At 69.9% G+C, this 13,801-nt stretch carries 14 protein-coding genes; 4 read left to right on the top strand and 10 right to left on the bottom strand.

What is annotated here, in order from left to right; translation table 11 throughout:
* From JNW87_RS23595 to JNW87_RS23565, 7 genes are all read right to left on the bottom strand, one after another.
* On the bottom strand, window positions 1-920 hold a 920-nt coding region (locus JNW87_RS23595), incomplete at its 3' end, for an N-6 DNA methylase (RefSeq protein ID WP_238454413.1).
* 93 nt (window positions 921-1,013) lie between these two features.
* Window positions 1,014-1,307: a hypothetical protein gene (locus tag JNW87_RS23590; RefSeq protein WP_238454412.1), complete on the bottom strand. Its 294-nt coding sequence runs from the start codon at window positions 1,305-1,307 to the stop codon at window positions 1,014-1,016.
* Window positions 1,308-1,327: 20 nt separating this feature from the next.
* Complete coding sequence (locus JNW87_RS23585) at window positions 1,328-1,498, bottom strand: hypothetical protein (protein WP_238454411.1); 171 nt, start codon at window positions 1,496-1,498, stop codon at window positions 1,328-1,330.
* A gap of 320 nt (window positions 1,499-1,818) precedes the next feature.
* Window positions 1,819-2,415, bottom strand: a complete 597-nt coding sequence (locus tag JNW87_RS23580; protein WP_238454410.1) for a hypothetical protein — start codon at window positions 2,413-2,415, stop codon at window positions 1,819-1,821.
* Window positions 2,416-2,598: 183 nt separating this feature from the next.
* Window positions 2,599-2,937 carry a hypothetical protein gene (locus JNW87_RS23575; protein ID WP_238454409.1) on the bottom strand — a complete coding sequence of 113 codons (339 nt, stop codon included), beginning with the start codon at window positions 2,935-2,937 and terminating at the stop codon, window positions 2,599-2,601.
* 8 nt (window positions 2,938-2,945) lie between these two features.
* Window positions 2,946-3,767 carry a hypothetical protein gene (locus JNW87_RS23570; protein ID WP_238454408.1) on the bottom strand — a complete coding sequence of 274 codons (822 nt, stop codon included), beginning with the start codon at window positions 3,765-3,767 and terminating at the stop codon, window positions 2,946-2,948.
* A 61-nt stretch (window positions 3,768-3,828) separates the two neighbouring features.
* Window positions 3,829-5,544, bottom strand: a complete 1,716-nt coding sequence (locus JNW87_RS23565; RefSeq protein WP_238454407.1) for a major capsid protein — start codon at window positions 5,542-5,544, stop codon at window positions 3,829-3,831.
* A gap of 690 nt (window positions 5,545-6,234) precedes the next feature.
* Between JNW87_RS23565 and JNW87_RS23560 the strand changes: the two genes are divergently transcribed.
* The 4 genes from JNW87_RS23560 (at window position 6,235) to JNW87_RS23545 (ending at window position 9,921) form a co-directional block, all read left to right on the top strand.
* Window positions 6,235-7,119: an aminoglycoside phosphotransferase family protein gene (locus tag JNW87_RS23560; protein WP_238454406.1), complete on the top strand. Its 885-nt coding sequence runs from the start codon at window positions 6,235-6,237 to the stop codon at window positions 7,117-7,119.
* Between the two features lie 136 nt (window positions 7,120-7,255).
* Window positions 7,256-8,098: a transposase family protein gene (locus JNW87_RS23555; protein WP_238454405.1), complete on the top strand. Its 843-nt coding sequence runs from the start codon at window positions 7,256-7,258 to the stop codon at window positions 8,096-8,098.
* Window positions 8,099-8,306: 208 nt separating this feature from the next.
* Window positions 8,307-8,456, top strand: a complete 150-nt coding sequence (locus JNW87_RS23550; protein WP_238454404.1) for a hypothetical protein — start codon at window positions 8,307-8,309, stop codon at window positions 8,454-8,456.
* Window positions 8,457-8,565: 109 nt separating this feature from the next.
* Complete coding sequence (locus JNW87_RS23545; protein WP_238454403.1) at window positions 8,566-9,921, top strand: hypothetical protein; 1,356 nt, start codon at window positions 8,566-8,568, stop codon at window positions 9,919-9,921.
* 228 nt (window positions 9,922-10,149) lie between these two features.
* On the opposite strand, the gene JNW87_RS23540 is transcribed toward JNW87_RS23545, so the two are convergent.
* From JNW87_RS23540 to JNW87_RS23530, 3 genes are all read right to left on the bottom strand, one after another.
* Window positions 10,150-11,262, bottom strand: a complete 1,113-nt coding sequence (locus JNW87_RS23540; protein ID WP_238454402.1) for a hypothetical protein — start codon at window positions 11,260-11,262, stop codon at window positions 10,150-10,152.
* Window positions 11,263-11,552: 290 nt separating this feature from the next.
* Window positions 11,553-11,714 carry a hypothetical protein gene (locus JNW87_RS23535; protein ID WP_238454401.1) on the bottom strand — a complete coding sequence of 54 codons (162 nt, stop codon included), beginning with the start codon at window positions 11,712-11,714 and terminating at the stop codon, window positions 11,553-11,555.
* 14 nt (window positions 11,715-11,728) lie between these two features.
* Window positions 11,729-13,801 (bottom strand): phage minor head protein (locus tag JNW87_RS23530; RefSeq protein WP_238454400.1); only part of this gene is annotated, 2,073 nt, incomplete at its 5' end.

Below are 13,801 nucleotides of genomic sequence, written 5' to 3'. Positions count from 1 at the left end.
GGCTTCGGCGCCGCCCGCCGCAGGTGCCGCGACAGCTCGCTCTCCGGCGTCGGCAGGTCCAGCAGCTGCCGCACCGCGACGATCTGCCTGGCCTGCCGCCACGCCGCCTGCATCTCGTCGATCGCCACCTGGCGGTCCCGCAGCGCCTCGTGCATCCAGGCGTCCTGCAACCCGTCGCCGCAGCCGACGACCACCCGCCAGCCCAGGCCCCACAGGTGCAGGTTCACCGCGCACAACGCCGCCGCCAGCGGGTCGAGGTCGTTGGCCCACCACTCGCACGTCGTGGGGTCGAGCCCGTTCTCCCGCATCGCCTGCGCCGCGCCGAGCAGCATCGTGCCCGTCCCGGCGCACGGCTCCAGGACCTTCGCGCCTTCTTCCGGCGCGACCATCCGGCCGAGCAGCAGCGTCACGCTCTCCGGCGTCAGGAACTGCCCGATGCCCTTGCGCCCGCCGTGGCTCTTCATCGTCTGCAACAGCATCCCGAGCAGGTCCGTGTCGCCCCAGCCCTCCGGCCCGAACCGGCCGAACACCCCGCGCCGCAGCGCCGCCTGGCCGACCGCGTGCACCGCCCGCTTCGTCGTCTCGTCCGGCTCCTCGTCGATCCAGTACCACAGGTGCCTCGTCCGCGGGTTCAGGTCCGGCCGCAGCGCCGCGAACTCGCACCACAGCCGCTGCACCAGCAGCCAGAAGCCCTCGTGGTCGAGGCGCTCCGCCGCCTCCTCCAGCCGCGCGAGCTGGTCGGGCTCCGGCGCTTCCCGGGCCACCAGCGCCAGGGCGGCCACCACGCTCATCGGCACCTCGATCCGCGAGCCGCCGTACCGGCTGTGCCACGCCTCGTCGACCGCCTCCGCGATCGCCCGCGCGTGCTCCCTCGGGTCGCTGGGCACGGCGTTCGCGCGCCGCGCCATTGTCGTCGTCATGCTCTTCCTCCACGTGAACTGCCGGCGGCCTGCCCGCCGGCGGGAACGGCAGCGCCCCCGCAGCCAGGTCGGCTGCGGGGGCGCTCGGACGGCTCAGCGCAGCCGCAACACCTCCATCTCGGGCAGGCCCCCCACCGTGGAGCAGGTGAGGTCGTACGTGTGCAGCTGCCGCCAGCCGCCCAGCTCCTCGATGACCCGCACGGCCAGCGCCTGCGCGAACACCTCGGTCCAGTCGACGCGCGGCACGCTCTCCCGCCGCCGCTCGGCCAGCGCCGCCAGGTCGAACGACACGACGTCGCCCTCCTCCACGTCGCTCAGCGGCACGACCTGCCACAGCTCGGCGGGCGGGACCTGCTCGATCAGCTCGGCGCGCACGGTCACGCTCATGGTCGACTCCCTCTCTCTCGTCAGCTCGGCCAGCAGCAGTTGCCGCACACGCCCGACGCCGGCAGCACCGTGAAGCACTCCCCGCACATCGACTTGCGCACCTTCGCCGCCTCGCGCTCGTTCTCGCGCCGCTGGCGGGCAGCCTCCAGGCGCTCCCGCTCGGCCAGCACCCGCGCGTTGTGCTCCCGCACCCGCCGGTTGTGGGCCAGGCGGGCACGCTCCTGCTCCTCCGTCTCGCGCGGGAACAGGCCCTCGCCGGCCCACCAGGCGCTCGCGGATGCTCGCCGTCAGCGCGTCCAGCGCCTCGATCGTCCGGGTCATCTCGTAGCTCATCTCGCGGGCCATCGGGCACTCCTCACGCAGTCGGGGCGGCTTGCTGTACATATTCATTGTATCTAGGCACCAGGCCCGACGTACAGGTTTTATGTACGCCTCGGACTGTGGAGCGAGCCACACAACGGCGACGCCCCCCGCGCCCACGTGGGGCGCGAGGGGCGTCGGCCCGCTCAGCTCAGAACTGCTGGTTGAACACCTCGTGCGTGTAGCAGTGCCAGTAGAACTCCTGGTTGTCGAACCCCTGGCAGTCCGCGTGCTCCATCGCGTTCGCCGGCGGCACCTTCGTCAGCTCGCCGATCGGCAGCACCCACACCTCGCCGTCGCGCTCGGCGATCCGCGCCAGGCCCGACGCGACCCCGCCGACCTTGCCGGTCCGCTTCTCGCCGTCCCACGTCCACGACACCTCGTCGCCGTCGGCCAGCTCTGGCGCCGGCTTCGCCTCGGCCGCCTCCCGCGCCGCGCGCACCCGCTCGGCGGCCATCGCCAGGATCTCGCGCCGCTCGGCCACCCGCATCAGCGCCGCGTCGTACGCCGCCGCCTTGCCGCTCACGGCGGCCAGCAGCCCGCCGGCCACCGACGTCCGCAGGTCGCCGCGCCGCGCGTCGCCCACGCCCTTCTCGACCGCCGCCTGAAGCTCGTCGGCCAGCCGCTCCAGCTGCTGCTCGGCGAGCACCACCCGCAGCGCCATCTGGGCGATCAGGCCGTGCCGGTCCCGGCCCTCCTCCTCGACCTTGAACTCAACCAGGAGGCCGTGCACTCCGCTCTCCAACATCTCCCTGCCCTCTTCCTTGTGGGGTAGCTCGTTGCGTACATATTTATTGTATGCAAATTTCAGGCTTGCGTACAAATTTTATGTACGCCGCGGGCCGTGGAGCGGGTCACACAAAAAGCACCGCCCCACCTGGCACGGGGAAGAAACCAGGGGGGCGGCGCGGCCCAGGGCGAGGGGTACCAGTCAGCTCCGCGACGTGCGCGAGGTCGACCGGGACGCCTTCGTCGACGGCTGGGAGGAACCGTCCGTCGACTTGGCGTCCGCCCCGGACCCGTCGGCCCCGGCGTCAGCCGACGTGCCCTGCGCGGTGACCGGCTCCTCGGTCGGCGTCTCGACGAGCTGCCGGCCGTCGCCCGGCCCCAGCACCTTCTGCGCCAGGTCCTCAGGCACGTCGAACGCCAGCCCGATCGGGCCGTCCGTCGTCGTGCGCACCTCGTCGTGCCGCTCCGCGCCGGCCGCGTCGAGCAGCTGCTGCGCAAGGTTCTGGGCGTCCTCACGGTCCTTCGGGTAGATCAGCGTCATGTCTCCTCCTACGCCGGGACGCCCGGCAGCTTCACCTTCACCGCCGCCACCGCGCAGCTCCACCCCACCGTGTAGAACCGCTCGGCGACCGCGAACACCTCGTTGTCCGTGCGGTCCAGGGCCTCGGCCAGCTTCGGCAGGAACACCGCCGACCGCCGCACCATCACCGGCCCCGTCGCGTACAGCCACGCCTCACCGGCGGCCGGCGCCGCACCACCCGCGCCGACGCCGGTCGTCTGCGCGAACACGATCGGGTTGCCCAGCGGGGCCACCAGGCGCGGACCCTCGATTCGCGCCAACGCCTTCGACGCGAACCACCCGCCCGTCCACCGGGGAGCCCACAGCGCGCCCAGCACACCCGCCCGGTCCCCGATGTGCGCCTCCAGCAGGCCCACGCCCTCCTCCAGCGGCACCGCCGCCGCGCCGGCCAGGACCTCCGTGTCGGCGTCCGCCAGGTACGCGTCGTTGCCCGCCTCGCCGGTCCACACGTAGTGCTCCAGCGACTGCTGCTCCACCGCGCCGAGGGCTCGCCGGGCACGTTCCAGCAGGTCCGGCCGGGCCGTCGACCGGCCGGTCAGGCCGGCGTACAGCCGGATCACCCCGGCCTGCACGCTCGGCACCCCGTCCGGCAGCGCCATCGCCACCCGGTCCGGGTCCGACGCCGCCGCGACGCTCGTCGGCGCCGGGGCGTCGACGCACAGCGGCTCCCACTCCACGCCGGCCTGGAACTCGCGCTGGTCGGCCGGGTCGACCACGGCCGCCGCCGAGAACAGCCCGAACTTGTACGGCGTCGTCGCCGGGGCGTCCACGTACACCAGGGGCTGCGTCACCCGTCACCTCCTTCGGGGCGGGGGCCGCGCCGCACGGGCACGGCCCCGTCAAACGGGTAGCTCAGACCGCGGAGCAGTCGAAGGCGACGGTCGACCCGGTGACGCCGCTCGGGCACAGCGGCACCGACACCTTGTAGGACACGAAGCACCGCTTCACCAGCAGCGTCGCCTGCTCGGTGAACAGGGCGATGTACTCGTTGTCCTTCAGCTTCGTCGAGTCGTACACCGCCGACAGGTCGATGATCGGCTTGGAGCCCGTCACCCACGTGCCCGGCGCGTAGATCAACAGGTCCATGTTCGCCGGCCACTGGCCCGGCGCCGCCGTGCCACCGAAGCCGTTGCCGCCCGCGTCGGCGTACCCGTCCTGCCAGTCGTAGACGAACTGCGGCCGCAGGTGCCGCCGGGTGAACCACGCCGTGATCTGCTCATCGGTCACGTCGAGGTAGTTCACCCCGGCCCGGCGGCTCATGTCCGCCCGGATCCAGTCGATCAGCCACAGCGGCGCGACGCACTCGAGGAGCTGCCGGCGGCCCAGCCGGTAGCGGTACCGGTAGTCCGTCGCCGCCAGGGACACCGCGCCGAGCAACGCGGTGGTCGTCTCGTCGCCGTCGACGTCGCCGCCGAGGGTCAGCGCGAACTGCGTCGACTGGCCCGGGGCGGTGGCCATGCGCTGGATCAGCCGCGCGTTGATCTTGTGCTCGTGGGCGGTCAGCGCCCGCCGCACCACGTCCCGGGTCAGCTCCGGCCACACCGCGTTCTGCACGATGTCCTGCTCGATCTGCACCCCGTCCACCTCGAGGCGCGTCTCGGCCCAGTTCACCGTCGGCACCCGGTAGGCGGGCTTGTCCGTGCCCGCGGTGCTGTCCGCCTCGGTCTGCACGAAGCCGACCGCCGAGTACAGGTCGCGGAAGTCCAGATTCGACGGCACCTTGATACCGCCGCCGCGCGGGATCGTGATGCCCGGAAGGTCCAGCAGACCCTCGGTCGTCTCCAGGCCCTCGCACAGCTCCCACAGCGTCTCCGACGGGGCACCCCAGCCGCCGGCCGCGACCAGGTTGCCTCCGGGCAGCCGCGACTCCGTGGCGGCCAGGTCGACCAGCTCCATGTCGGTCAGGCCCCTGCCCCCGGCGACGAGCGCCTGGTCGACGGGCAGCTCCACCCGGGCTACGTTCTGCTTGATGCGGGTCGCGACCCCCACCCCGCGCGGGAAGCCGGCGAACTTGTCGTCGAACGCCGACGCGACCTCCGACACAGAGGAGAACACGTGCCCGTGCGGCACGTTCGGCACGTCGGCCGCCGCCTTGATGACCGCCGACTTGCCGGCGCTGGTCACCTTCGGCTTCGCCTGCCGGCGGGCCGCCCGGCGGGCCAGCGAAGCGACGACCGGCGTCGGCTGCGGTGCCGGCACGTCCTCGACCTGGTGCTCCTCCGCCGAAGGTTCGTCGCCCTCGTCGCCGACACCGTCGCCATCGTTGTCAGCGTCATTGTCGTTGTCGCCGTCGTCACCCTCGCCATCGGGAGCATCGGCGGCGCCGTGCACGGCCGCGTCCAGGTCGTCCAACTCGGAGGCCACCTGCAGCGCCGCCTGCTCGATCTGCTGCTGCTGGGTGCGCACCGACTGGACGAACGTGGCCAGCTCGCGCAGCCGGGCGAGGCCGTCGGCGTCCAGGGCCGAATCATCCCGCAGGGTGTCGAACGCCGCCACAGCCTGGGACTCCAGCTGGGCCAGGGCGTCGAGGTCGAGACCTTCCAGGGTCCCAGGGATCTCAAAGTCCACCGTCGGCTCCTCAGCACGGTAGGGATCTCATCCCCGACCGGCCCGCAGCCAGCATCGGCGGTACAGCCCACAGCGTAACGCAGCGGCGACCTGCTTCCGATCAAGGCAGCTCGGGTTGCACGATGGTGAGAGACCAGTACCTGAGGATGTCCGGCGGCTGCCGGGTCCCCGGGGCAGGCAGACGTGGCCTGCAGGATCTCCGCCGATTGACAGGCCACACCAAGCACGTCGCCAAGGTGTGGACCGAGGCAGGCGGAAACTGGAAGACCTACGACCCGGGCGACCACAGCAGGTGACCACCACGGTCCCAGACGGAGGACCGGTCAACGGAGCCGACCAGTCTCAACAGCCGACAGACGTACGGACAGTGAGCTGATCTCAGCGACGCGAGAGTGTTGCTTGGTACGACACGGGCGAAAGCGATGAGGCCTTACAGCGCTGGACGTGGGCGTGGGGCCATGGTTCGCGGCCCACCGGCATCCCGACCGTCCTTTGTTCGGCACCGCTCCATCGCGTCGGTACGACGGCGAGGCAGCCGAGGTGTTCGCCGGTCGGATGCACACCGACGGCGGACCCGGCGGGTTCGCCGCCGAGGTCGAGGCCGAGGTGCAAGCGGTTGGTCCGGCGCAGGGTTCGGCGTGGTCCGAATTCGATTGACAGGATGATCGAGCGGGTTTTACGGTCGCGCCGATGCGCCCTGGAGAGATCGTCGTCGCTGTCGAGCATGTACGCGCCCTGATCGACGAGCAGTTCCCCGAATGGTCGGACCTGCCGATCGTTCCGCAGCCGTTGAACGGCACCGACAACGCGCTGTTCCGGCTGGGTGATTCCCTGACGGTACGGCTGCCGCGGGCGCAGTGGGCGGTCGACCAGGTGGCGACCGACGCGACCTGGCTGCCGCGGCTGGCGCCGCATCTTCCGGTGCCGGTGCCGGTGCCGGTCGCGGTCGGCCGGCCGGGCGGGGACTATCCGTGGCCGTGGACGGTCGTCCCGTGGCTGGACGGGCACAATCCGGAAGCCGGGCAGGACCTCGTCGACCTCGCCGTCGACCTCGCCGGCTTCGTGCGCGCGATGATCGCGATCGACCCGATGGGCGGGCCGGTCAAGGAGGGGATTCAGCGTGGCGTACCTCTGGTGCAGCGGGACGAGCTGACCCGCCGGTCGATCACGGCGCTGGGCGACCGGATCGACGGGCGGGCGGTGACCGCGGCGTGGGACGAGGCGATGGCGGTGGACGAGTGGCCCGGACCGCCGGTATGGCTGCACGGTGATCTCCTGGAAGGCAACCTGCTGGTCGACCGGGGCAGGCTCACCGGGGTGATCGACTTCGGCGGTCTCGGCCGCGGCGATCCGGCGGTCGAGGTGCGGCCGGGCTGGAGCCTGTTCGATGCCCGCGCGCGGGCCGCCTACCGGGAGGCGCTCGGGTTCGACGAGGCTACCTGGGTGCGCGGGTGGGCCTGGATGCTGTCGGGCTCGCTCTACTGGCTGGCGGACCTGTGGGACTCGATCAGCGAGGACGACCGCGAGGACACGATCCGCTACATCGACTACATCGTGCGTCACCGCCACGACTGACCTGCGGTGCCCAGGCGATCACCGTCGGGCGACGCCCCGGACGGCAGCGTCGAGAGCCCGGCCGCGAAGCTGGGCCGGCTGACACCCTCGGTAGATAGTTCTCACCACAAGATCACCCACACGGTGAGGACCCCACGTGATCGCATATCGTGCCATGGTTGACGTTCCCAGGGAAGTCGTGCAGTACCTCGCCCGGCTACTCGCCGCCGAACGCCGTGCCCGCGGCACCCGGTCCGGTACCCGCGCGTTGACCTGCTTCTACCAAGCGTTGCTGGTGCTCGTCTGGTTCCGCAAAGGCGAGGACGCGACCCTGCTGGGCGCCGGTTTCGGCGTCTCGAGGGCAACCGCCTACCGGTACCTGGCCGAAGGAGTCACCGTGCTGGCCGAACAGGCCCAGGATCTGCACACCCCCCTGCGCCGGGTCGCCGACGACGGCTGGTCGTACGTGATCCTGGATGGGAAACTGTTCGACTGCGACCGCCTGACCGAGACCACACTGAACGTGAAGCAGGAGACGATCGACGCCTGGTACTCCGGAAAACACCGCGACTTCGGCGCGAACATCCAAGCCGTCATGCGCCCCGACGGGCTACCGGTATGGACCTCCGACGCGATGCCCGGGCATCTGCACGATCTGACCTGCGCCCGGCAGCAGGGCGTCACCGCCGCGCTCCACTGGTCCGCCGCCGAGCTCGACCTGCCCGCCTTGGCCGACTCCGGCTACGAAGGCGCAGGCCACGGCATCAAGACCCCGGTCAAGCAACCCGCCGACGGCCATCGACTCGACGTTGACAACCGCGCCTTCAACCGGCTGCTTCGCGGCCTGCGCTGGCAAGGCGAACGCGGCTTCGCGATCCTGATCGGACGCTGGAAAGCCCTGCGGCATACCACCGCCAGCCCCCGCCGTATCGGTGGCATCGTCGCCGCAGCACTACACCTGACCCACTTCGAATACAAATACCTACCTGGAACCTGTTGAGATCACTTCAGTGATGGGCGCCGACGGCCGGCGCGCATTGTCAGCGGCAGATCCGCGCACCGCAGCGGATCTACGCTTGCGTCCATGAGGCGCCTCTATTGCCGCCGCTGGAACGAGTCGCGTGGTGACGGCTTCGACGCCTGGGGGCACTCCGTCTGGTACGTGGAGGTAGACGAGGGCGGCTGGCCCGTCCGCCAGGTCGAGGCGTATGACAGCGGCACGGGCAGACGACCACGAGGAAGATCAGTATGGTGGCCTTGGTCAGGTCAGCCTCGACGACCCGGACGAGGACTGGAGCGACTACCTGATCGAGCGAGATGAGTTCGAACTCGCCTGGCGATCAGCGGGCGAGCAATAGCCGGCCGACGCAGACGCTGGTCGCCACCATCGAGCGAGAAACAATGTGTCGGCTCGCCCGGCTCGTGCGAGCCTGGCTGCCGCAACGCGAATGTTGAACGGAGTACCGAATGAACGTTGACGAGCAGACCGGTTGGTGGTGGTTGCCCGGACGAGAAGATCGGAAGGTCCCCGGGGTGTTGACCTTCGACCCCGAACGCGGCGGCAAGCTGACGTTGATCGGTGGGCTCATGGAGGTTGAGGAGGTGGCCACCGCTGTCACGAGGAATGGCGAGACGAGCATGGCCATCGGCGAGGACGAGATCGAAGCGGCAGGTACCTACGACCGCGTTCTCGGCATCGCAGATCGCAAGCCGGTAACCCTAGAGCAGTGCATCGAGGTACATCGCTTGGGCGGCATGTTCGCAGGTACCACGAAGCAGATCATCGGCGTTGGCCGGATCCTCCACGGCGCGCAGTTCGGGAGCGGCGAGGCGGGCGGCGACGGTCTACAGGTTGGGCTGGACTTGTTGACCGAGTGGACACAGCGCAGCGGCGTCACGGGAAACGTTAAGCTCGAGGAGGGCCAGGAGCCCCTCTACACGATGGAAGGTCGCAGGCTGCCAACCGACTGGATCGAGCTCGACGGCGGTGGCCGTCTTGGGCTACGTCACTCTATCCGAGCTGAGATGGATGTGACCGCACCGGCGTTAGAGCAGGTATTCAAGTTCGAGTTGGACTATCCCGACGTTCGCGCTGCCGGGGAACTGATCGACGTAGCCTCTGACCTTCAAGATCTCGTTTCGATCGGAACGGGCCGCACGGCGGCGTTCCGACAGGTCGATATCTTCCACCCGGATGTGTACCAAGAAGCCTCGACGGGTCGGTGGCGCAAGCCAATTGCGGTTCACGCGCAATGGACCGCTGAGGATGCCCAGCGGTCGGGACGGTGGCGCAGCCATGAGACGCACTTTGGCCTAGAAGACCTCGGTGGGATGCAGGGCGTAGCGAAGTGGCTCGTCGTCGCCCGCAAGCACCGCGAGACCCTCGGGAAGGTGATGGCGACGCGGTATGCAGCGTCGATGTACGTCACTGATCGGTACTACAACCGGGTTGCATCCTTGGAGGACTTGAACCGGAAGGAGACGGGCGACGGCAACCAGACGGTCTCGCTTAACCGGCGGCTTACCCGATGCGCCAAGCTGGCCGGTCAACCGTTCACCGACCTTGTGCTGAACGTGGACGAGTGGGTCAAGATCGTCAAGAGTGACCGCGACGACATCGGACACCACTTCGGGCGACGTCAGAGTCAGCACACGACGGAGCAGTTCTACCTTTCTGAAAGCACGTACTGGCTGTACGTTCTGTGTCTACTGCGCCTTGCCGACGCGCCAGACGCCGTCTTCACTCGGATCACCGGTAACCACCGCTTCGAGGGCCTGGCCCGCCGACTCGCGAAGTTCATTCCACCGCCCGCAACTCCGTAACAAAGAGTGCTGGCTCAGCCCTTCACCACGGGCCCGGTCCACCAGCATCGAGATCAACTGCTCGTCCGTGACCGCACCGGCCGACCCGGCGGCCGGCTCCCGCTCGACGATAATCTCTGTCGTCATCTGGCGCCTCTCCCTTGATCAGCAGATCCGCTGTTATTTGTACAGACGTGAAGTTGGCCGCCGGGCGCCCGGTGATGGCCGACGGCGGCTACCGCGGGCGCGTCAGCGGTCGACGACCACGGCTGACTGCGCTGCTGCATGGTCGATGTTGACTGGAACGAATCCTTCGTAAAACGCGATCCCGGCTGCGCGGTCGCTCGGCCCGCCGTCCAGGGGCGTTGTCAGTGGACGTCGGATTCCAATGACCGACTCCTTCAGGAGTTGATCGGGCGTTGGGCCGGTTGGCATGTCCGGATATCGGGCCAACTTCACGTCGCCGCGAGCGCCGAAATGCCGTGCCGCGGCGATGTGAAACATCGCTCCGTACGTCAGCGCCATCATCCACGTCTCGGCGAGCAGCGTCGCCGGCGACAGCCGCAGCGTGGCCACTTCCATGCCCTGCTTACGGCCGTTACGTGGGCGTGCCCGTGACAGGTAGTCGAGGCTGATGGTGTCAATGAGATCGATGGCGTCCGGAGACGTCAACGCGCTCAGCGGCACGGTCCCATCCTCGGGCGCTTGCTGGATGAAGGTTACCCGCAGGTCATCGCGCGACCGCACCGCGAGGCCGTGCTTGAGCTTGTTGTGCGCGGCATTGATATCAATGTCGTCTCGCACCAGCAGCCGCATCGCGTGGACCAGCCAGTCCGCCAGGAGCTGCACTCGCGCCATCACGCCTTCGGCGGGCAGGCTGTCGACGTCTGCCTCGGCCGGGACGACCAAGGTCCAGAAGGTAGCCCTTCCGGTCTCGCTGAGAAGATAGTCCGTCGTCTCGGCGACAAGGTCAGAGGTCTTGATCGGGCCGTTGCACACGGATGCCCAGGTGCACACGACATTCGGTGCGCTGCGGTTGCGCGGTCCGATGCTCACCGCGTGGTAGAAGCGGACCAGTGCCTCGGCCACATGGTGGCGGACGGCAAGCGAGTCGAGAGCGATCTGGAGCTCCCGGTCACATCGGTCGACATTCAGGATTTCCGGCGCATCGTCGAGTCCGAGGACGCCGGCGAAGCCGGACGCGAGGCTGGACGCTCGATCTACGGCGCTTCTCTCCGATGACTCGATGAGCGACGCAATCCGGGACGCGAAGAACTCGAACGGCCGGGACGTGAAGAAGTCGTCGTCCAACGCGCGCGCCTGCTCGGCAGTAAGGTCCGGTCCTTGCGGTTTAATGAACACCAACCGAGTGTCACCTCTACCTGGCCGGTTGGTACAGCGGTTACCGGCGCGCATGGGCAGACCGCGCAGTTAGCGAGCAACTCGCCGAACATGACGATCTTCTCGCCGCGGTCGGATACCACCACCGTGGACGTCACCCGCCGACATGATCCGGTGCAGTGATCTCGGCTAGATGCGGATGCTCGGCGCGGGCGGCGCACGTGTCAGCCCGTGACACACCGTCACCATGATGGCGTTGATGAGGTGAATTCCGACTACTCGATCAACGGACGCCTGTCAGTCTCGCCCCCCTATTTTTGCACCTGGCGGACCGTGCCGCCGCCGCCCTTGCGCACGTCGGCGATCTCCGCGTCCGTCTTCGACGCGTACTCCCCGCCGGTCCGACCGTCCCCGTAGGACAGCACCCATACCGTCGCGCCCGCCTTGCGGGCACCGCACCTGCCGCATGCCATCGCCTGCTCCTCCCCTACTTCGCGTGCACCTCAGCTGCCAGCGCCGCCACCAACGTCTTGCGGTCCCGGCCGATCGAGGCCGCGATCCGCTCCGCGTTCGCCGCGGTGGCGGCCCGCTGCCGCTCGGCGGCGAACCCGGCGGCCACCGCCCGGCGCACCGCCGCGTCCAGCGCTTGCGGCGACAGCGGCTCCCGCTGCCGGCGCAGCGCCGGGTCCGACGCCTTCCAGCCCGCCCAGCCGGAGGCGACCATCGCGTACGCCCGGCCGCCCGACGAGCGGCCCCGAACCACCGGGAAGCCGCCCACGTTGACGCACAGCGCCGCGACAAGCTGCCGCGCCCCGCCGATCCACCGCCAGTCCCCCGACAGCGGCGACCGGCGCAGCAGCTGCACCTGATCCTCGGTGGCCTCCGGCACCAGCGACCCGGCCACCCACGTGCCGTGGGCGTCCCGGCCGGCGCGCACCACCGCCACCTGCGTGCCCGTGTCGTCGTAGTGCGCCACGGCGGCCGCCGCGCTGGCGGACAGGTCGGCGTGGCCGGTCGACGCCGTGATGTGCCCGACCGCGACCAGCTCACCCTCGGCCGTCTGGATCTCCGGCCGGTGGAACCAGTCGAAGCCTCCCTCGTCCGGCGGCATCACGCACTGCCCGCCGGTGAGGAACGACAGGTGGCAGTCCCGGTCGGCCAAGTGCCCGAACACCCGGCCATCGACCGTCACCGTGATCGGCGTCAGCTCGGTCAGGCCCGGGTCGTCGAACCACGCCCTCGGCGGGTACAGCGGTGCGACCTGCCTCTTCGCCGCCGTCGCGCCGGCCGCGGTGACCGGCTCTTCCTCTTTCTCCTCCTCGTCGGAGGGCTCGGCGTCGTCGGCCGGCTCCTCGTCGTCGACCAGCTCCAGCTTCGCCTCCATGAACGCCTGCGTGCCGACGAGGGTCACCGCCATGACCCGGCCCTTCGTCACCGTGATGTACGGCTCCTCGCCGGCCTCAATGAACGCCTCCCACTCGTCGTCGCTCATCTCCTCGACCGGCTTGCCGTCCCCGTCCGTGTACACGAACTCGAAGTCGTCGAGGTCCACCGACGGGAACAGCACCCCGTTGCGCAGCAGCTCCAGCGCCTCGCCCAGCTCAGGCACCGAGTCGATGAAGTCCCCCGCGCCGGTCAGCTTCGTCTTCTGCACCTCCCCGGCGGTGATCCGGCCGATCGTCACCGCCCCCTCGTGCCCAGGGGCGTCCTCACGCGCCCACCGCAGCGCCAGCGGCATGTCGCGGAACGACCACTCGCCGTCCACCGCGAAGATCCGCCGGTCACCCGACCTGGCACCCAGCGGCGCCAGCGTTCCCTTCCACGTCGCCATCTGCTTGCCACCCTTCGCGGCTGCCGCCGCCGTCACCGTGATCTCCATCCCGGTGGCCCGGTCCCGCCGGGGCCACGGGTGCTCAGGGACCGCAGGCAGGGGCTCGCCGGCCTCCACCTCGATCATCGTGCAGCGGCACTGCACCGTCTGCCCGGGCGGTGCCGCCGGGTCGCCCGGGTACCGCATCGGCACCCCGCCGACCATGAAAACGCCGTCCAGGGCGACGCGCTGCCCGTCGGCGTCCCGGTGGTCCGGCCGGGTCCGCTCGTCATGCGTGGCCACCCACACCTTGTCCAGCTTCTCGTCGAGCGTCCGCTCGGCGGTCAGCCACGCGGTCAGCGTCCCCGCGTTGTACGCGCCGATCGTCTCCGTCCGGGCGATCGTCACCGCCCGGTCCTCCCACGACCGCTCGCCCAGGATCGCCTCGATCGCGTCGCGCAGCCGCGGGATGCTCGCTCCCTCGGCCGTCAGCTCGGCGACTGCCGCGGTGACCTGCGTCCACCCGCTGTCCGGCACGCCCTGCAACCTGTTCGGCAGCGCCGCCAGGTACTCGTCCTTCATCTGCGCGACCCGCAGCAGCTCCAGGTCGCCCCCCGCGTCGCGGACTCCGTCGAGGAACGTCTGCTCGACGGCCGGCACCAGGTGCACCGTCATCGCCTCGAACCACGCCTGCCCGGCGCCGGCCAGCGCCGACGGGTCCGGCGGCAGCGCCGCCGCGGTGACCGGCAG

The organism is Micromonospora sp. ATA51 (assembly GCF_016802855.1).
In the GTDB taxonomy this organism is placed as follows: Bacteria; Actinomycetota; Actinomycetes; order Mycobacteriales; family Micromonosporaceae; genus Micromonospora; species Micromonospora sicca.
Note: the sequence above shows the minus strand (reverse complement) of the source record. Positions and strands in the feature narration are given on the sequence as shown.

Excerpts from the sequence above, each read along its gene's own strand:
- JNW87_RS23590 (WP_238454412.1), bottom strand. The coding sequence starts at position 1,307 with ATGAGCGTGACCGTGCGCGCCGAGCTGATCGAGCAGGTCCCGCCCGCC.
- JNW87_RS23580 (WP_238454410.1), bottom strand. The coding sequence starts at position 2,415 with ATGTTGGAGAGCGGAGTGCACGGCCTCCTGGTTGAGTTCAAGGTCGAG.
- JNW87_RS23575 (WP_238454409.1), bottom strand. The coding sequence starts at position 2,937 with ATGACGCTGATCTACCCGAAGGACCGTGAGGACGCCCAGAACCTTGCG.
- JNW87_RS23560 (WP_238454406.1), top strand. The coding sequence starts at position 6,235 with ATGCGCCCTGGAGAGATCGTCGTCGCTGTCGAGCATGTACGCGCCCTG.
- JNW87_RS23550 (WP_238454404.1), top strand. The coding sequence starts at position 8,307 with ATGACAGCGGCACGGGCAGACGACCACGAGGAAGATCAGTATGGTGGC.
- JNW87_RS23545 (WP_238454403.1), top strand. The coding sequence starts at position 8,566 with ATGAACGTTGACGAGCAGACCGGTTGGTGGTGGTTGCCCGGACGAGAA.
- JNW87_RS23535 (WP_238454401.1), bottom strand. The coding sequence starts at position 11,714 with ATGGCATGCGGCAGGTGCGGTGCCCGCAAGGCGGGCGCGACGGTATGG.